The following is an 18,549-nucleotide window of genomic DNA, read 5'->3' on the forward strand; positions in this document are numbered from 1 at the left end:
ACTGCCGGGTTCCTAGGCCTGCAGGCCAGGTTGCCCGGACAGGATCGTGAACGACGCCTTCGTCGACACCGGCGCGTCCGGTTCGGTGACCGTGTCGAGCACCCGGAAGTCGGCGTGCACGGCGTCCGGGGTGATCGTGGTACGCACGTAACCGCGCCGGTCGTTGTGGAACTTCAGGTGCGGGTTCGCCGGCATGTGGTCGACCTGCGTCGCGCCGGTTCCGTTGCCGTTCGACGTGATCGACGTGCACACCAGTTCCGAACCCAATACCGGCGCGTCGGGATCGGTGAAGTCGACCTTGATGTCGTTGGCCCAGTGCCGGTGCACGTCGCCGGTGAGCACGACGGCGTTGCGTACCGGCGAATCCACCCAGCCCTGGGTGATCCGACGACGTGACGCCGCGTACCCGTCCCAGCCGTCCATACTCACCTCGTCGCCCTCAGGGCTCGGGTCCTTGTCCTGTTCGGCGAAGAACACCTGCTGACCGAGGAAGTCCCACTGCGCGGTGGAGGTGCGGAAACCGTCGAGCAGCCACTGTTCCTGTTCGGTTCCGGTGAGTGTTCGTGCCTCGTCGTGACGTTCGGCGACGTTCTTCTTCCACCCGTCGCCGGCGGCCTGGTCGTCGCGGTACTGACGGGTGTCGAGCATGTGGAAGTTGGCGAGAGTGCCCCACCGGATCCGCCGGAAGATCTTCATGTCGTGCCCCCGCGGTGTCGACGAGGGTCGCAGCGGCATGTTCTCGTAGTAGGCCTGGAAGGCGGCGGCGCGGCGGGCGAGGAAGTTCTCGGTGGTCTCGTTGCTCTGAGCGGCATCGGTGTTCTCTGGAATCGTTCCGGCCCAGTTGTTGTCGACCTCGTGGTCGTCCCACACCACCAGCCACGGCGCGATCGCGTGCACGTCCTGCAGATCGGTGTCGGCCTTGTACTGGGCGTGACGTTGCCGGTAGTTCGCCAGGGTGACGGTCTCGGGTCCGTCGAGCGAGCGGACGAGACCGGTGTCGCTGGTGTAACCGCCGCTGGTGTACTCGTACAGGTAATCCCCCAGGTGCAGAACGAGATCCGGGTTGTCCTCCGCCATGCGCCGGTAGGCGGTGAACCAGCCGTGTTCGTACTGCGCGCAGCTCGCGAACGCCATCGTCAGAGCCGCCGCGGTCTCGGTGGCCGACGGTGTCGTCAGCGCCCGCCCCACCGCACTCATGTCGTCGCCCGTACGGAACCGGTAGAAGTACTCCCGGCCCGGACGCAGCCCGACCAGTTCGACATGCACGGAGTGGGCGCTGTCGGGGACGGCTCGTTCCTCACCGCGTGCGACGACACGGGTCATCTTCTCGTCCTCCGCGACCTCCCACTGCACGGTGACGGGACGGTTCGGCATGCCGCCGAGTCCTTCCTCGGCGAGCGGGTCGAGCGCGAGGCGGGTCCAGATCACGAATCCGTCCGGCACCGGGTCGCCCGAGGCAACACCCAGCAGGAAGGGGTCGCCCTTCACTCCTGGCGCGTCGGCGCGCGCGTATCCGGTGACACCGACGGAGGTGGCTGCGGTGACGACAGTGATTCCGAGTCCGGCCGAAAGGAACGATCTACGTGACAAAGGCATGGCCACGGAAGGTAGTGGCCGAATCTCCTTCGCACGGACTACGTTACCGAACGTAGGAAGAACACTCGGAAACATTTGGGGATACGCCGACAGGGGTCGGCAGCACCGCATCGAGGTCTACGATGAGGAGGGGCCTCGAACGGAGGAGACTGTCATGGTTTTTCCCGCACTCACCCACGTCGCCGTCACCGTCTCGGATCTGGCTGCAAACACGGCCTGGTACTCGAACCTCTTCGACGCCATACCCGTCCTCGACGAGGACGACGAATCGGGCACCTTCCACCACGCGGTCTTCGCACTCGACGGCGGCACCCTGTTCGGCCTGCACACCCACCCCGATGCGCCGGCGCAGACGTCCTTCGACGAACGGAACACCGGGCTCGACCACATCGCGTTCGGTTGCACCGCCGACGAGCTCGACAAGTGGCGCGACCGGCTCGACAGTCTGGGTATCCCACACGGGGACATCAAGAACGCCTCGTACGGTTCCGGGTTGTCCTTCCGCGATCCCGACAACATCGCGCTCGAATTCTTCGCGCCGCCGAGCTGATCGCCCTCGCCCCCAGCGACGATCCGCCGCGCCCGGATGCTCTCTAGCGCAACCTCCGCCGCGGACGATAGCTCAGTCGCGGACGATAGATCGACGTTGCCCATTGAATGGCGTCCTCGAGTTGCCGCTCGCTCATCTCGAACACTTCGTCGACCTCCGGCTCCACCGGCTCGCAGGGGCAGTAACCGTTTGCAGGTCCGGCATAGGTGGACAGGACGGCACCACCTTCCACGACGAACACCCCGGGGTAGATCTCGCACGCGAAACGCCGGTTCGCCAGGACCCGATGGGTGACCTTGACTTCGTACACCTTCGTTACCTCCTCGGAAGCCCGAGTGTTCGGACCGGGTAATTTGCAAACCTGCAGAACTCCGCAGCGAACCGATCGAGTCGAATACTCGCGGTCGTCCAGCGATTGCTCGAATTCACGCCTGACGGCACGATGCTTCGCTCTGCCTCGACGGGAGTTCCGCGAACGAGGCCAGAGCAGCAGCGGCAAGTTGCCGACAATGCGACGGCTTGTACGCCGACTGACGTTTACGCATCAAGTCGAGGTTGAACTTCGCAGCCGCAGCGCGGACGTGCTTCGATTTCAGAGCTGAACGCACGAAGCGGATGTCATCGACAATCAAGCACTGCTCGAATCCTCCGCCGGACTTGTGGGTCCCCTCGTCGAACATCACTCCCCGAGCGGCGAGCAACACCCGGCCCCACCTACTGACCGGGAGATAGCGACTATCCACGAAGAACACGGCGGCTATGTCGTCCGACTCGTCGGAGACCGCAATGTAGAACGTCTCCAGGGCAGCCATGGAGATGCAGAAGATTCGCCTGCGGTTGGAACTCGGGAAACAACTCACCGTCCAGAATGTCGCCTCGGTACGGCACGGATACGGCACGCAGCGGGAAGGTACAGTCCAAGCGCCGCGACGATCTGGTCGTATCGAGGGTGTTCCTGGAGCCGTCGGAAGTCGCCGGCGTGATCCTTGATACGTTCGAGGCCCTCGCGTTCGTGGTCGAACGGGGAAGGGCTGATTTCGACCCACCGGTCACTGCGCACCGGGTTCCCGCTCTTCATTCCGATCGTTCACGTCCGTCACAACGTACCCGGACACACACAGTAGGGATCAGCGGCTATCCGGATCAGGACAAGGACTGTCGGACGCCCCAAGCACCAGGAGCATTCGAAGCTGGAGAAGTCAGACGGATTCGGCAAGCAAAGACTCGTCACCGACACGGACCAGCGACTTCTTCAAGCGTGGACTCGGACGATTCGACTCGAGCCAGCGCTTGATCGCCATCTTCTGATCCGACTTCGACAATCGACTCAGACCGAGGTTGTTGATCAACTGGCCGACGGCCCGCGGCTCCGAACGCTGAGTCTCAGGCGGATGAAAGCCTCTGTCGTCCCACCGACGACACCGAAGTCCGACATCAGATCACCTCCGCTTCCAGAACCGGCAGGACAACGCCAGAGCAGTCGGAATGACTGATCCGGCCCACGCGATGGGAGCGACCTGGGCCGAGTAGTGGCTCGCATCGGTACCGGAGGATCCGCTGAATCCGCTCGTAGAGTCGATCTGATCGCTGACACCGCTTCGACGCAGCGCGCTGCGCCTGGGTAAATTCCGCGGGCGCAACACTCCGACAACCACGCGGCCTCGATGGCATTCCCACCCGAGAGCACCAGCGAGCGCCCCACGTCCCCTCCCTCATGGCTTCGTTCCGGTGCCCTTCAGATCGCAGATGTGCCGATCTGCACCACACGCGCCCATTCCGGCGGCCTGTCCGGAACGAAGTCGGGGTTCGATTCGCTGCGGGTCGCAATGCGGGGGAACAGACCGACGATCGTCCGGCACCCCGGACGGCTGCTGGGCCAGGGGGTTTCCCCGTCGGTGAGCACCACCATTACATCCGGCCGGGGCCGAAGACGCAGCATCCGGGCGAATCCGGCGCGCAGATCCGTGCCACCGCCTCCGACCAGCGGAATGTCCTCGGCCTGACACAGCGGGTGCACGATCCGCGCGGCCGCGTCACAGGACAGCACCGTGACCAGGTCACGACGCCCTCCCACGGCCCGCGCGATAACGGCGACCTCGAGCAGTGCACTGCCCAGATCCGCGTCGCTCACCGAGCCGGAGGTGTCGACGATGACACCGACCCGCGGCGGGGTTCGCCGCAGGCTCGGCAGCACCGCTCCGGGCACGGCAGCAGAGCGCCGCGCCGGCCGGCGGTAGGTGTAGTCGTCACCGGCGCCGGACGCGGAGGTGGCCGAGCGGATCGCCGCCCCCAACAGAGTTCGCCACGGCTGCGTCGGGTGCAGAGCTTCCTCCGCCCACCGCTGCCACCCGCGGGGTGCACTGCCCGGCTGCCCGATGATGCTGTGCGCCACCCGGAAGCGCACAGCGTCCCGTTGCTCGTCGCTGAGCGCGTTCGCCCCCTCCGGGCCCCACTCCCACTCACGGCTCAGGCCGTCGGCACCGCTGCCGCAGTCGAGCCAGGCCAGCCTGTCGGTGCACGGACCGAGGCCGAACTGCTGCAGATAGTCCTCCATGAGCTGACCGGCGGGCAACTGCAGGGTCGACCGCAGAACGGCGTCGTCGGGTAGGGGCAATCCGTCACCGAACGCATCGTCGTTGATCTCCGCGTCGGCCGCGATGTTCATGCGTAGTCGATCGGCGCGACCGTCCAGGTCGTGCGCGCGGGCGTAGCGGTCGCTGCGGCCGTGGTGATCGCGCAGCAGATGCGAGACCTGGTGAACGAGGATCGACGCCAGCTCCTCCACCGGTCGCCGAGCGACGAAACCGGGCGAGATGTAGCAGCGCCAGTGCCGGTCCACACCGATGGTCGGTACGCGCGGCGACGCGACGATGTGCAGCGCGTACAAGGCGGTCGCGAGATAGGGTCGGGCGCGAACGGCATGCAACCGTGCGGCGTAGATCTTGTCCGCGTCGAATGCCGACGACGTCATCGGCCGGCCTGCGCGACGGCGTCCGCCGACCGAGCGACCGAGACGACACCGGCGAGCTCGTCGATCGATGCCGGCACCTCCCAGTCGTCGCGGCGCAGGGTGGCCAGTGTGACGGCCGGCACGACCACGAGATCGGGTGGCCCGGATTCCACCGCGGTGGCCAGGAGGGTCCACGCCGCGTCCCAGCGCCACTTCTCCGGCCGTCGGCGGACCGCGGCGAGCACGGCCTGGCGCAGATCACCGCGCTCGGGCAGGTCGGCAGCCGCCGGATCGGCGAGCAGCGCCTCCGGATCCGGCAGGTCCATACGTTCGATGGCTGCGAGCAGCTCGAACCCGGGTCCGTCGCCGACACTGCCCCGGACCAGCAACGACAGCACGTCCTTCGACGACGAGGTGGCGGTCGCGAACGCGATCAGCCGCACGGTCATGTCCCAGCTCCGCGGCGACGGCCAGGCACTGCCACGGCGGCTCTGGCTGCTGGGGAGTTGATGCACGAGGGCGGGCCGGGCGGTGAGAAGCTCACAGACCGCGCTGCGGGCGAACGTCACCGCGCCGGAGAATTTCTCCGGATCGAGACGCGGCAGCGTCGCCCGTGGCCAGGTCCCGCCGAGACCCCGCACGACCACGTCGTGGTCGTAGGTCCAGTGCAGGTGCACGAAGCGGTTCGCCAACGGCGGACTCAGTTCCCAGCCGTCCGCTGCCGAGGACGGCGGGTTGGCGGCAGCCACGATACGGACACCGGGTGGGAGTTGCAGTGCCCCGATTCGTCTTTCGAGGACGAGACGGAGCAGCGCCGCCTGCACGGCGGGCGGAGCCGTCGACAGTTCGTCCAGGAACAGCAGTCCCCGCCCGGCCTGCACGAGCCGGACGGCCCAGTCCGGCGGTGCCATGGGGACGCCGCGGGTTGCGGGATCGTCTCCGAGCACGGGCAGACCCGAGAAATCCGACGGCTCGTGCACACTCGCGATGACAGTGGTCAGTGGCAGGTCGACGGCCTCGGCGTGCTGGCTCAGGACGGCGGTCTTACCGATTCCCGGTTCACCCCACAGCAGTACCGGTAGATCCGCGGTGACCGCCACCATCAGGGCCTCGAGTCGGTCGTCGGGTCGAGGCTCGGTGGTCACCGCGTCGAGCATCGCCGACAACGTTGCGGCGCTGTCGAGTTCGTTGCTGCGGGGACGGCCGGGACGAAGTGTGGAGGACATGTGCATCACCTGTGATGTCGGAAGGGACCGCAGGACACGACCCGTAGGACGCCCTGCGGAACAGTGGATTTCGAGAAGGAAGAAGAGTCAGTGTGATCGGGTGCAACGCGACCGTCCGAGTCGGCGAGGTCGCGATGCGGGCGGCGGTCCCAGCGGTTCGGAGAGATACCGGTCGTAGATGGTGCGGCGGTCCGCGGACCTCCGGAGTTCGTCCAGCAAAGGTCCGTCACGGAGGACCGCGCCGGGACCGAGCAGCCCTTCGACGACTGCCAGCGCCCCATCGGCGTCCCCGTGGTCCAGGCGTTCACGAACGCCCGGCAGACAGTCCGGTCGGCGATGCGCCTGGTCGATGACGTGAAGACACGGCAACGGGGTGCCGCCCAGTGCGGCGAGCAGTTCCTCGCGCCGGATCTCGGCGGGATCATGATCGAGCGCGGTCAGGACGCCGTCGACCACCCCCAGCCGGTGCCGTTCACCACGACAGTCGACCAGGTGAATCCGGTTCTCCTGCTTCGGCATCCGGGGTCTTCTCGGCGGTGGCCGGTCCGGATCCAGCGCGGCGGCGACCAGCGGATGCAGCCGGTCGACGGTGATAGCTCCCGACCGCAGCAACGCCAGGTCGGGCGGCACCCAGGTCGCGGCGTCGGGCAGCACCGGCAGCGCGGCGAGCCGGCCGCGCGGGTAGTCGTCCACACGACGCAGCGCCACGGGCTCAGTGCTGCCGACCGGTTCCACCACCACATCGTGTCGACTCCCGCATCGCACCCGCACGGGACCGTCGCGCCGACCGTGCGCGCGCAGCAGGATGTCGCATTCGGCCGCCCAGCGGTCGACGGCACAACCCTCCGGAATCACTGCGGCCCAGTAAGGTTCGAGGAGGTACCCGACCGGCACCTGCCCTACCCCACCGCGGATCGGAAGCTCGCCGGACCTGCGCACGTCCCACAGATGCCGATGGAGGTCGAACCGGAACCGTCTGTTGGGGCGCGGATGCGGATGGTTCGTGGAATCCGAGCCGTCCCACAACGTCAGCGCGATCCGCTGACCGGCATCCGCCCAGGCGGGAGCGGTGTGGACCACCAGATGCACGGAACCTGTTCTGCTGCCACGTTTTGCAGGTTCGATGTCCCCGTAGCGGGCCAACGTGATGGTCAGCCCGGGGCGCAGAAGGCCGTCGGGGGCCACGCGTGGCAGGTGCCAGCGCAGCAGGTCGGGGGCCAGGTGTCGTAGATCGTCGAGGACCTGCGACGCAACCTCGACGCCGTGCCTGTTGCGCAGTACGCGTAGGTCGAGGTCGGGATCGAATCCCGCTGCGGCACAAGCGCCACGCCAGTCACCTGCACGGCGTCGGTCGGTCGCGTCCTCGATCATGGACGGCGGCACGGCGAACTCGCGCACGCGCAGCCAGAAGGACAGTCGGGGATCGGTCCCGTTCGCGGTCGGAGGGTGCATCAGCACTCACCGTGTGCGAACTGGGCCCCCAATCTTTGATCAGAGAAGGTTGTCATCGGCGCAATCGTAGCGTGCCGCGGCGATTGCGGCGAGTGCGCGCGGCCGGTTGCCGTCCCCCCGTGCGTGCTTCCGGTAGCACCGGCCACCATATTCACGCACGAGGAGCAGGACCTAGACTGCTCACCCATGGCCGGGAATCCCGCATTCGACCACCTCATCGAGTCGTTGATCGCCGCGGTGGGCCGACCCGCCTTCGACCGCGGCATGCGCTACGCCGATCGAGGCGCGGTCGTCGACTGCGGATTCGACGAGGACAATTTCGTCGGTTTCGGACGAATTGCCGGTACCCGGGTGTACCAGGCTGTCGTGCAACTCCACCCCGGACCGCGAGGACTCGAATTCGAGTACGGCGAATGCTCGTGCCCGGTCGGCTACGACTGCAAGCACACCGTGGCGCTTCTGCTTGCGCTGCTTGTCCCACAGGAGGACATGACCCCGGACACGCCCTCGTGGGAAGCACCGTTCGAAGCTCTCTTCGCGGACCACGAGACCGGTAGCGGCGTGCCCCTTGCCCTGCAACTGGCGTTGACACAGCGAACGCACGCTCCGGCGCCGATGCTCACCGCGCGGGTGCTGCGCCCCGGACGCACGGGATGGGTCTCCGGCAACATTTCGTGGCAGAACATCGCCTACACCTACGACGTGAACGAGCAACACCGGCAGTTGCTGCTCGAATTCGCGGCACTGGTACACGCCTCGACACGGAGGTGCTACAGTTCCGCCCAGACCACCCTCGATCTGTCGGCGGTGTCGCCGCGACTGTGGTCACTGCTCGACGATGCCCACCGCCTCGGGATCGAGCTGCGCTACGCGCAGAAGAAGCACGGTGCGGTGCCGCCGCCAGGCACCGCCGATGTGCACGTCGACGTCGCCGATTCGGGTGACGGCCTGACCGTCACCCCAGCCCTGCACATCGGCGACGATTCGACCGGGACCGCGGTCGCGTTCATCGGCACCCCCGCCCACGGCGTCGTCTACCTCCCCTCCGGGGATCACGACCGCGGCGCGCCGGCAGATCTGCCGTTCCGTCTCGCGCAACTCCGCAACCCCGTTGCCGCCGGCATGCAGCAACTGCTGCAGAGCGGCGGTGCGCTCACCGTGCCGGCAGATCAGGTGCCGCGGTTCGCGACCACCTACTACCCGCGCCTGCAACGAGCAGCGACCGTCACCTCCGCCGACGGCTCGTTCACGGCCCCGACCGTCAGCGGACCGACGCTGCTCCTGCACGTCGCCTTCCGTCCCCGGCATCGCGCCGATCTGCACTGGCAGTTCGGCTACACCGTCGGTGACGGCGAGTACACGGTCGAGTTGTACGACCGTCTCGGCGACACCGTCCGCGACCGCGACGTCGAGGACGCGCTGCTCACCGAGATCCGGCCGGTGGTCGCCCCGTTCGGCCTGGACAACTCCGTCGACCGGCGGCTGTTCCCCCGCGTCACCATCACCGACCTCGACACCGCACGACTGGTATCCGAACTGCTGCCCCTGCTGTCCGGCCGGGCCGACGTGCAGGTGCGCGTCGACGGCACCCCCGCCGACTACCGTGACGTCGGCGACAGTCTGCGCATCGGACTGTCCACCGAGGCCACCGCCGACTCCGACTGGTTCGACCTGAACATCACCATCGAGATCGAGGGTGAGACGATCCCGTTCTCCGAGGTGTTCACGGCGCTCAGTGAAGGCGCCTCGTATCTGATGCTGCCCGACGGTGCTTACCTGTCGCTGGACAAACCCGAATTGCAGCAGCTGCGCCGACTCGTCGACGAAGCCCGCGCGCTGCACGAAAACGACGATCCGGATCGATTGCAGCTGAGCCGATTCCAGGCCGGCATCTGGGAGGAATTGGCGGCACTCGGTGTCGTCGAGAAACAGGCCGCGGCCTGGAAGAAACAGGTGCAGGGACTTCTCGATGTGAAGGCGACAGCGAAGACCCGCGTACCGAAGGCATTACACGCAACACTGCGGCCGTACCAGCTCGACGGATTCCGGTGGTTGACGTTCCTGTGGACGCACGGACTCGGCGGAATCCTCGCCGACGACATGGGCCTCGGCAAGACCCTGCAGTCGCTTGCACTGATCTGCCACGCTCGCGCGAAGCGACCCGCGGATGCTCCGGTACTCATCGTCGCGCCGACATCGGTGGTTCCGAACTGGGCCACCGAAGCCCGGCGATTCGCACCGGACCTGAACGTCGTGGCGATCACCGAGACATCCGCCAAACGCGGTGTGTCGCTGGGTGATCTGCTCGACGGGATCGACGTCGTCGTCACGTCGTACACGTTGCTGCGCCTGGATATCGACGAGTACCTCGACCGGGACTGGTCGATGCTGCTGCTCGACGAAGCGCAGTTCGTCAAGAACCACCGGGCGAAGGCGTATCAGTGCGTGCGGCAGTTCGAGGCACCACTGAAGGTCGCAATCACCGGCACTCCGATGGAGAACAATCTGATGGAGTTGTGGTCGCTGCTGTCGATCACGGCGCCCGGCCTGTTCCCTCATCCGACGAAGTTTCAGGACTACTATCGCAAACCCATCGAGACAGGCAGCAACCCCGAACTGCTGGTGCAGTTGCGGCAGCGCATCAAACCGCTGATGTTGCGTCGCACGAAGGAACAGGTCGCCACCGACCTGCCGGAGAAACAGGAGCAGGTGCTCGAGGTGGAGCTCGCACCGAAACACCGTGCCCGCTACGACCGGCAGTTGCAGCGGGAGAGGCAGAAGATTCTCGGGCTCGTCGACGACCTCGACAGCAACCGCTTCACGATCCTGCGGTCGCTGACCTTGCTGCGGCAGATGAGTCTCGATCCGGCGCTGGTCGACGACGCGCACGGCACAGTCGGCTCCGCGAAGATCGATGCGCTGCTCGAACAGCTCGACGACGTGATCGCCGGCGGGCACCGGGCCTTGGTGTTCAGCCAGTTCACCGGGTTCTTCGACCGGGTCCGGACACGGCTCGACGCTGCCGGAATCGACTACCTGTATCTGGACGGCAAGACCCGCAAACGCGGAAAAGTGCTCGAGGACTTCAAGTCCGGGGTGGCGCCGGTGTTCCTCATCAGCCTCAAGGCCGGCGGGTTCGGCCTGAATCTGGTGGAAGCGGACTACTGTTTCCTGCTCGACCCGTGGTGGAACCCCGCGACCGAAGCGCAGGCCGTCGACCGTACCCACCGCATCGGGCAGACCCGCAACGTCATGGTGTACCGGCTGATCGCCCGCGACACCATCGAAGCGAAGGTGCGGGCGCTGCAAGTGCGCAAGGCGGAGCTGTTCTCGTCCGTCGTCGACGACGGAGAGATGTTCTCGTCGGCATTGACCGCCGACGACATCCGCGCCCTGCTGGCGTAGCTACGGTGCGTGGTCCTGGTAATGTCTGCTACCACACCACGCACCGACGCCTCAGCGCAGGTTCACACCAAGCAGCGCGTCGACCGCGTCGGCGAACAGACCCGGCGCCGATGCGTCGTCTCCCCCGCGCTCGACGGCGAAGGTCGCCCACCCGTCGAGGGCATCGAGGGCCTTCGGGGTGTCGAGGTCGTCGGCGAGGTGCTGGCGCAGGCGCGCGACCGTGTCCTCGGCGGAGGCGGCCGACGGCAGCGCCGCCGCCTGCTTCCACAACGCCAGTCGCGCCTCGGCGGCGGCGAGGACCTCGGACGTCCACGGACGGTCGACGCGGTAGTGCCCCGACAACAGCCCGAGCCGGATGGCGGCGGGGTCGACGCCCTCACCGCGCAGCTTGGAGACGAACACCAGATTGCCGCGCGACTTCGACATCTTCTCGCCGTCGAGGCCGATCATGCCGGTGTGCACGTAATGCCGGGCGAAGCGCCGGTCGCCGGTGACAGCCTCGGCGTGCGCGGCGGAGTACTCGTGGTGCGGGAAGATCAGGTCGCTGCCGCCGCCCTGCACGTCGAAGCCGGAACCGATGCGGTTGAGGGCGATGGCCGCGCACTCGATGTGCCAGCCGGGGCGTCCGTCACCGAAGGGCGACGGCCAGGCCGGTTCGCCGGGACGCTGCGCGCGCCACAGCAGGGCGTCGAGCGGGTTGCGCTTGCCGGGACGCTCCGGGTCGCCGCCCCGCTCGGCGAAGAACCGCATCATCGTGTCGTGGTCGTAGCCGGACTCGTAGCCGAACTGCTCGGTGGCGTCGGTCCGGAAGTAGACGTCCGGGTACTCGGCGTCGTCGACGATGTACGCGGCACCGGAGGCAACGAGCTTCTCGACGAGTTCGACGACCTCGTTCACCGATTCGACAGCACCGATGTAGTCGCGCGGGGGCAGCACCCGCAGTGCCTCCATGTCCTCGCGGAACAGGGCAGTCTCGCGCATGCCGAGGACGACCCAGTCCTCACCGTCGCGCTCGGCGCGTTCGAACAGCGGGTCGTCGACGTCGGTGACGTTCTGCACGTAGTGGACGTCGTGGCCGGCGTCGCGCCAGATGCGGTTGACCAGATCGAAGGTCAGGTAGGTGGCGGCGTGGCCGAGGTGCGTAGCGTCGTAGGGGGTGATGCCGCACACGTACATCGTCGCGGTGCCGCCCGGGGTGACCGGACGCACCGCTCGGTCCGCGGTGTCGAACAACCGCAGCGGAGGCCCCTGACCGGGGACGGACGGGATCGCGACGTCGGACCAAGATTGCATGACTACGAGCCTAATGGAGTCGCGAAAGTGCTCCACGCGGGCACCCGGGCGTGCGGCAGGCGAACGGCCGCAGCCTCAGAAGGCGGGCCAGGGAATACGCCGGTCGCCGCGCGGATGCGGCATCACGGGGTGTTCGAGCAAGCGGGTGATCCTGCGCTGCAGGGCACGCACCTCGGTGGCGGTGATGTGCTCGCACAGTTCCTCGGCGAACCCACCGTCGAACCGGCGCAGCAGCTTGTCGAGGTCGGCGAGGAGAACCGGGTCGACCGGGTCGCCGCTCCATCCCCACAGGACGGTGCGCAGCTTGTCGTCCTGGTGCAGGCAGATGCCGTGATCGACGCCGTAGACGTGTCCGTCGAGACCTTCGAGGACGTGCCCACCTTTGCGGTCGGCGTTGTTGAGGACGACATCGAGCACCGCCATGCGTTGCAGGCGCGGATCGTCGGCGTGGGCGAGCACCACCTCGGCGCCGTCCAGATCGCGGGCACGCAGGATCGGCAGCCACCCCTGCGCGACCGCACTGGCCGGGCACAGGTCCACCAGATCCAGGCGTTCCGTTCCGCCCTGCGCGGAGTCGACCGTGTCGATCCAGCGCTGCACCATGCCGGGACCGTACGGGCCGTCGCGCAGCACGGTGAGCGGGATGACGTCCCAGCCGAGTGCCTCGGAGATCAGGTACGAGGCGACCTCGCGTCCGGCGAGGGTGCCGTCGGGGAAGTCCCACAACGGCCGCTCCCCGCGGACGGGTTTGTAGACGCACCGAACCTCGGTGTCGCCGAGCTGCGCGTCGCACACGAGGGTCGCGTTGCTTGCGTGCGCGATCTGCCCGACGACGTCGAGGTCGCCATCGGTCAGCACGCTCCGCACGTCCGGCGCCGTCACGCGGTCAGCTTTCTTCCTCGCCGAACCACGCGGCCGGATCGAATCCGGGGGTACGCAGGTAACCGTTGGTGCGGACGCAGATGTGTCCGTCGGCACCGATCGGTTCGCCGCACAGCGGGCAGGGCGCGCGCCCGGCCGAGACGACGAGTTCGGAACGGGCCGCGAACTCGCGGGCCTGCACCGGGGTGAGGAATACCCGCACCGCGTCGGGACCTTCCTCGGTGTCGTCGAGCACCACGGACTCGTCGAGTTCGGTGTCGGTGACCGCGAGCAGCTCCACCACCACCGATCCGGCGTCGGCGTCCCAGCCCAGACCCATGGTGCCGACCCGGAATTCGGCCTCGATCGGTGTCACCAACGGGCTGACGTCGACCTCGGGGTCGTCGGGGATCACGGTGCCGAAGCGGCGCTGTACCTCTTCGAGCAACAGCCCCATCCGGTCGGCCAGGATCTGCACCTGCTGCTTCTCCAGAAGCACGCTCACCACACGGGACTCGTGCACGGCCTGCAGGTAGAACACCCGGTCGCCCGGTTCACCGACAGTGCCGGCGATGAACCGATCAGGTGTTCGAAACACGTGTATCGCGCGGGCCATCACACCTCCTCGAGTCCCCACACTCTGCCATGACGGACACTGCCATTATCCGCGTGCCGTCTCCTGTCGGTGCCCCTGCGGTGGGTCGCCGGGTTCCTCGACCGCGCCGGGCACTTCGCCGCCGGGCACGGACTTGGGTTCGGACGGCCCGGCAAGCCCGGACAGGTCCGAACCGGTGTCGTTCACGCGCAGCACGAACGGCCGGGTGTCGGTGTAGCGGACGACGCTGATCGACGCCGGCTCGGCGACGATCCGCTGGAAGCTGTCGAGATGCGTCGCGAGCGCGTCGGCGAGGATCGACTTGATGACGTCGCCGTGGCTGCACGCGATCCACACGACGTCCTTGCCGTGCGCCTCGCGCAGGCGCCGGTCGTGTTCGCGGATCGCAGCGACCGCGCGGGACTGCACCTGCGCGAGTCCTTCACCGTCCGGGAAGACCGCTGCGGAGGCGTGCTGCTGCACGACCGCCCACTGCGGTTCCTTGACCAGTTCCTTCAGTTCGCGTCCGGTCCACTGCCCGTAGTCGACCTCGGCGAGTCGCTCATCGACGACCGGTTCGAGTCCACGATCGGTCGCCAGCGGCTGCACTGTCTGCCGGCACCGCAGCAGCGGCGACCGCACGATCTCGGTGATCTCGAGCCCGGCCAACCGGGTGACGAGATTCTTCGCCTGGACGTGGCCGACCTCGTCGAGTTCGACACCGAGGGAACGACCGGCCAACACGTGCGAGGTGTTCGCCGTCGACCGTCCGTGCCGCAGCAGGATGACCGTCATGCGCCCAGCCTAGAGGTACCGCCTGTCGGCAGCCTCTCAGGTGGCGGAGACCACGCCGGTGGCGAGCAGTCCGAGCACGATCACGCCGAGGATCACGCGGTAGCCGACGAACCAGTACATCGAGTGGTTGACGACGAAGCGCAGCAACCAGGCGATCGCAGCGTAGCCGACCGCGAAGGCGATCACGGTCGCGACGAGCAACTGCGCCCCCGAGGCATTGAGCCCCTCCCCGGCCGGTTCGAAGGCGTCCGGCAGGCTGAACAGACCGGAGGCGACGACGGCGGGGATGGCGAGCAGGAACGAGTATCGGGCGGCAGCCTCGCGGGTGAGCCCGAGGAACAGACCGGCGGAGATGGTGCCGCCGGAGCGGGACACGCCGGGGATCAGGGCCAGCGCCTGCGCCGAACCCATGATCAGGCCGTCCTTGAGGGTGAGCTGACTCACGTCGCGCCGCTGTTTGCCGAAGTACTCGGCAGCTGCGATGACGATCGAAAACACGATGAGCATGGTGGCGACGAGCCACAGATTGCGGGCGACGGTGCGGATGTCGTCCTTGAACAGCACGCCGAGGATGCCGATCGGGATGGTGCCGAGGATGACGTACCAGCCCATCTTGTAATCGTGGTCGGAGCGGTGCTCCTTGTGGAACAGGCCGCGGAACCAGGCCCGCAGGATCCGCCAGATGTCCCCGGCGAAGAACACCAGAACGGCGGCCTCGGTGCCCAACTGGGTGACTGCCGTGAAGGACGCGCCGGCGTCCTCTCCGAAGAAGATCTCCGAGACGATCCGCAGGTGGCCGGACGAGGAGATCGGCAGGAACTCCGTGAGGCCCTGCACGATGCCGAGGACGATCGTCTGCAGCCAGGTCATCGATTCGCCGATCATGCGGCGACCCCCGGCACGAAGGCTGCGGTGGGGACGGATCGGTGGTCGCGGATGCAGGGAGCAGTTCTCACTCGGCGAAGGGTACGTGGAACCCGACCGGTCGGCGCGCCGGACGCTGCCGCGCGCCTGTTGCGCATTAGGGTGCAGTACCAGGGTCGTGGCCGAGCGCGGCGACGTCCCGTCGTGTCGGGAGGAAACGCGGACGGTTATGGAATACAGGACAGTCGGTGCGAGCGGCCTGCGGGTTTCACGGCTCGGCCTGGGCACCTTGACGTGGGGTCGTGGAACGGACGGCGACGAGGCCGCAGCCCAGTTGTCGGCCTTCGTCGATGTGGGCGGCACGCTCGTCGACACCTCCCCCGCCTACGGGGACGGGGTCGCGCAACGGATCCTCGCCGAACTGCTCGACGACGTGGTGCCCCGCGACCAGCTGGTGTTGTCGGGCAGCTCCGGCATCGACACCACCACACTCGGTTCCGGCCGCGTGGACTGCTCCCGCTCGGGCCTGCTCAACCAGCTCGACGCGACCCTGCGTGAACTCGGCACCGACCACCTCGACGTGTGGCAGGTTGCGACGTGGGATCCGCACACCCCCGTCGACGAGGTGATGGACGCCCTCGAATTCGCCGTCACCAGCGGGCGCGTGCGATACGTCGGGGTGCGCGGCTATCTCGGCTGGCAGCTCGCGACCGCCGCGGCCGCGGCCCGGCGCCCGGCGCCGCTGATCAGCACGCAGGTCGAGTACTCCCTGCTCGCCCGCGGCGTCGAGGACGAGTTGATCCCCGCCGCGGCCCACCACGGCGTGGGTGTGTTCGCGGCCGTGCCGCTCGCCGGCGGTGTGCTCACCGGTAAGTACCGGTCGGGGGTGCCGGCGGATTCGCGCGGCGCCGACGACGTGCACACCGAGGAAGTGCGCCGTTATCTCACCGAATCCGCGGTGCGCGTGGTCGACGCGGTCGCCACGGCCGCCGACGGGCTGGGCACCTCCCCGCTGGCCGTCGCGCTGGCGTGGGTGCGCGACCGGCCGCACGTGGCCTCGACGCTCGTGGGCGCCCGGGATCTCGCGCAACTGACCGGAGTGCTGGTCGCGGAGGAGTTGGCGTTGCCGCCGGCGATCGCCGCGGCGCTCGACGACGTGAGCGCGTGATCTCCGCGACACCGCCCGCACCCTGCCCTTATCCGGAAGGTTAGGCTAGCCTGCCGAGTACATTCGGTACAGGCAATGTGAGGGGAGGTCGGTCGATGGCCACGACCGAAGTCGTCGGATTCGCCGAACGGATCCGGCTCGAGACCCAGCAGGCGCACAGTGACACCGAGAACTCGGTGTTCGTCTCGGAACTGCTCGCCGGCAAGCTGTCGACCGAGGCCCACGCCGCGCTCATCGCGCAGACCTGGTTCGTCTACGACAGCCTCGAGCGGATCGGCCGCAGCTACGCCGACGACCCGATCGCCGGTCCCTTCCTCAGCGACGAACTGCTCCGCACCGCCGCGCTCGAAGCCGACCTCGACTTCCTCGTCGGCTCCGACTGGCGCGACCGCATCACGCCGCTGCCCGCAACGGTCGCCTACGTCGACCGGCTCGTGCAGGTCGCGGCGGTGTCCCCGGAAGCCTTCCTCGCGCATCACTATCTGCGCTATCTCGGCGACCTGTCCGGCGGCCAGATCATCCGCCGCATGCTCGAACGCGCCTACGGCTACGAGCGCGACGGGTTGCGCTTCTACATCTTCGACGGGATCCCGAAGACCAAGCCGTTCAAGGACGCCTACCGCGCGAAGCTCGACGCCGCACCGCTCGACGGCGACCAGCAACAGACCGTCATCGACGAGGCGAACCTCGTGTACGGGCTCAACGGTGCCCTGTTCGCCGACCTCGCGCGCGATATCGACCGGTATCGGGTGCGTGCCTGACCGATGTTCCGTTCCCTCCTCCGCCTCCCTGTCGCGCTGATCGCAGTGCTGGGTGTCCTCCTCGTCGCCGCATGCAGCGCCCCCACCACCGACGGCACGACCGTCACCGACGTCGCGACCGGTCCGCGCACCGCCGTCGTCGATGCCGAACCCGAGCCGATCACCACCGACCCGGCACCCGCGCTGCCGGCCACGGTGCGCGGCGTGGACGGCGTCGAGACCACGATCACCGACATCTCCCGGATCGTGGTGGCCGACCGCTCCGGCACCCTCGCGCAGACCGTGTACGCCCTCGGACTCGGCGACAAGCTCGTCGGCCGCTCCACCGCGTCCTTCCCCGCGATCCAGGACGTCCCCAACGTCACCCCCGGCGAGCACGGTCTCAACGCCGAGGCGATCCTCGCGTTGAACCCGACCGTCGTGCTCACCGACACCTCCATCGGTCCGCTGGCGGTGCAGGAACAGATCCGCGCGACCGGCGTGCCGGTGGTGTTCGTCGACCCGGAACGCTCCCTCGACACCGTCGCCGACGACATCGAGGCGGTCGCGGCCGCGCTCGGTGTGCCCGAGGCCGGCGCCGCGCTCGCGCAGCGGACGCTCGACGAGATCGCCGCGGCGAAGGACTCGATTCCCGCCGACCATCCCGAACCCACCGTCGCATTCCTCTATCTGCGCGGTTCGGCGATCAAGATGCTCGGCGGCCCCGGATCGGGGGCCGATGCGCTCGTCGCGGCCGCCGGTGGTCGCGACGCCGGCATCCTCGCCGGCCTGGACTCGCAGTTCGTGCCCATCACCAGTGAGGCGATGATCGCCTCGGCGCCCGACATCATCCTGGTGATGACGCACAGCCTCGACTCGGTGGGCGGGCCGGAGGGGCTCTCACAACTCCCGGGGGTCGCGCAGACCCCGGCCGGGAAGACGGGCACCATCGTGGACATGGACGATTCGACCCTCCTCAGCTTCGGTCCGCAGACCGGCAAGGTCCTGGCCGCTCTGGTGGAGGCGTTCTACCCGTCGGACCGGTCGTGATCAC

General features: G+C 67.8%; 16 protein-coding genes. 5 read left to right on the top strand and 11 right to left on the bottom strand.

The window, feature by feature from the left end:
• Window positions 1-12 precede the first annotated feature (12 nt).
• Window positions 13-1,596 (bottom strand): alkaline phosphatase D family protein, encoded by a 1,584-nt coding sequence (locus tag BLV31_RS14435; RefSeq protein WP_064062067.1) that lies wholly within the window; start codon window positions 1,594-1,596, stop codon window positions 13-15.
• A gap of 154 nt (window positions 1,597-1,750) precedes the next feature.
• Between BLV31_RS14435 and BLV31_RS14440 the strand changes: the two genes are divergently transcribed.
• Window positions 1,751-2,146 carry a VOC family protein gene (locus BLV31_RS14440; RefSeq protein WP_064062062.1) on the top strand — a complete coding sequence of 132 codons (396 nt, stop codon included), beginning with the start codon at window positions 1,751-1,753 and terminating at the stop codon, window positions 2,144-2,146.
• A 43-nt stretch (window positions 2,147-2,189) separates the two neighbouring features.
• Here the strand turns inward: BLV31_RS14440 and BLV31_RS14445 are convergent, their stop codons facing one another.
• From BLV31_RS14445 to BLV31_RS14470, 5 genes are all read right to left on the bottom strand, one after another.
• The gene (locus tag BLV31_RS14445) at window positions 2,190-2,456 is read right to left on the bottom strand and encodes a hypothetical protein (protein WP_033096661.1); all 267 of its coding nucleotides are present in this window, start codon (window positions 2,454-2,456) and stop codon (window positions 2,190-2,192) included.
• Window positions 2,457-2,571: 115 nt separating this feature from the next.
• Window positions 2,572-2,958 (bottom strand): hypothetical protein, encoded by a 387-nt coding sequence (locus BLV31_RS14450; RefSeq protein WP_139192957.1) that lies wholly within the window; start codon window positions 2,956-2,958, stop codon window positions 2,572-2,574.
• A 923-nt stretch (window positions 2,959-3,881) separates the two neighbouring features.
• Window positions 3,882-5,117 carry a vWA domain-containing protein gene (locus BLV31_RS14460; protein ID WP_064062065.1) on the bottom strand — a complete coding sequence of 412 codons (1,236 nt, stop codon included), beginning with the start codon at window positions 5,115-5,117 and terminating at the stop codon, window positions 3,882-3,884.
• Window positions 5,114-6,328, bottom strand: a complete 1,215-nt coding sequence (locus tag BLV31_RS14465; RefSeq protein ID WP_072740517.1) for an AAA family ATPase — start codon at window positions 6,326-6,328, stop codon at window positions 5,114-5,116. The genes BLV31_RS14460 and BLV31_RS14465 overlap by 4 nt, the downstream gene beginning before the upstream one ends.
• Before the next feature lie 81 nt (window positions 6,329-6,409).
• Window positions 6,410-7,774, bottom strand: coding sequence for a hypothetical protein (locus tag BLV31_RS14470; protein ID WP_064060346.1), 1,365 nt, complete (start codon window positions 7,772-7,774; stop codon window positions 6,410-6,412).
• Window positions 7,775-7,960: 186 nt separating this feature from the next.
• Between BLV31_RS14470 and BLV31_RS14475 the strand changes: the two genes are divergently transcribed.
• A complete protein-coding gene (locus tag BLV31_RS14475) occupies window positions 7,961-11,179 on the top strand; it encodes a DEAD/DEAH box helicase (protein WP_072740518.1) in 3,219 nt (1,072 codons plus the stop codon).
• Between the two features lie 51 nt (window positions 11,180-11,230).
• Here the strand turns inward: BLV31_RS14475 and mshC are convergent, their stop codons facing one another.
• The 5 genes from mshC to BLV31_RS14500 all read right to left on the bottom strand — a co-directional run bounded on the left by mshC (window position 11,231) and on the right by BLV31_RS14500 (window position 15,605).
• Window positions 11,231-12,472 carry a cysteine--1-D-myo-inosityl 2-amino-2-deoxy-alpha-D-glucopyranoside ligase gene (gene mshC, locus BLV31_RS14480; protein WP_064060335.1) on the bottom strand — a complete coding sequence of 414 codons (1,242 nt, stop codon included), beginning with the start codon at window positions 12,470-12,472 and terminating at the stop codon, window positions 11,231-11,233.
• A gap of 75 nt (window positions 12,473-12,547) precedes the next feature.
• Window positions 12,548-13,354 (bottom strand): SCO1664 family protein, encoded by an 807-nt coding sequence (locus BLV31_RS14485; RefSeq protein WP_033096652.1) that lies wholly within the window; start codon window positions 13,352-13,354, stop codon window positions 12,548-12,550.
• A gap of 4 nt (window positions 13,355-13,358) precedes the next feature.
• Window positions 13,359-13,949 carry a DUF3090 domain-containing protein gene (locus tag BLV31_RS14490; protein WP_006551966.1) on the bottom strand — a complete coding sequence of 197 codons (591 nt, stop codon included), beginning with the start codon at window positions 13,947-13,949 and terminating at the stop codon, window positions 13,359-13,361.
• Between the two features lie 45 nt (window positions 13,950-13,994).
• Window positions 13,995-14,723 (bottom strand): histidine phosphatase family protein, encoded by a 729-nt coding sequence (locus tag BLV31_RS14495; RefSeq protein ID WP_019289330.1) that lies wholly within the window; start codon window positions 14,721-14,723, stop codon window positions 13,995-13,997.
• 36 nt (window positions 14,724-14,759) lie between these two features.
• Window positions 14,760-15,605: an undecaprenyl-diphosphate phosphatase gene (locus BLV31_RS14500; RefSeq protein ID WP_174556291.1), complete on the bottom strand. Its 846-nt coding sequence runs from the start codon at window positions 15,603-15,605 to the stop codon at window positions 14,760-14,762.
• 211 nt (window positions 15,606-15,816) lie between these two features.
• Between BLV31_RS14500 and BLV31_RS14505 the strand changes: the two genes are divergently transcribed.
• From BLV31_RS14505 to BLV31_RS14515, 3 genes are all read left to right on the top strand, one after another.
• Entirely contained in the window at window positions 15,817-16,755 is a 939-nt protein-coding gene (locus tag BLV31_RS14505; protein WP_006551962.1) for an aldo/keto reductase, read from the top strand.
• 95 nt (window positions 16,756-16,850) lie between these two features.
• Complete coding sequence (locus BLV31_RS14510; RefSeq protein WP_064060334.1) at window positions 16,851-17,516, top strand: biliverdin-producing heme oxygenase; 666 nt, start codon at window positions 16,851-16,853, stop codon at window positions 17,514-17,516.
• 3 nt (window positions 17,517-17,519) lie between these two features.
• Window positions 17,520-18,545, top strand: coding sequence for a heme/hemin ABC transporter substrate-binding protein (locus BLV31_RS14515; RefSeq protein ID WP_064060333.1), 1,026 nt, complete (start codon window positions 17,520-17,522; stop codon window positions 18,543-18,545).
• Window positions 18,546-18,549 lie beyond the last annotated feature (4 nt).

It is taken from the genome of Rhodococcus pyridinivorans, from assembly GCF_900105195.1.
Lineage (GTDB): Bacteria > Actinomycetota > Actinomycetes > Mycobacteriales > Mycobacteriaceae > Rhodococcus > Rhodococcus pyridinivorans.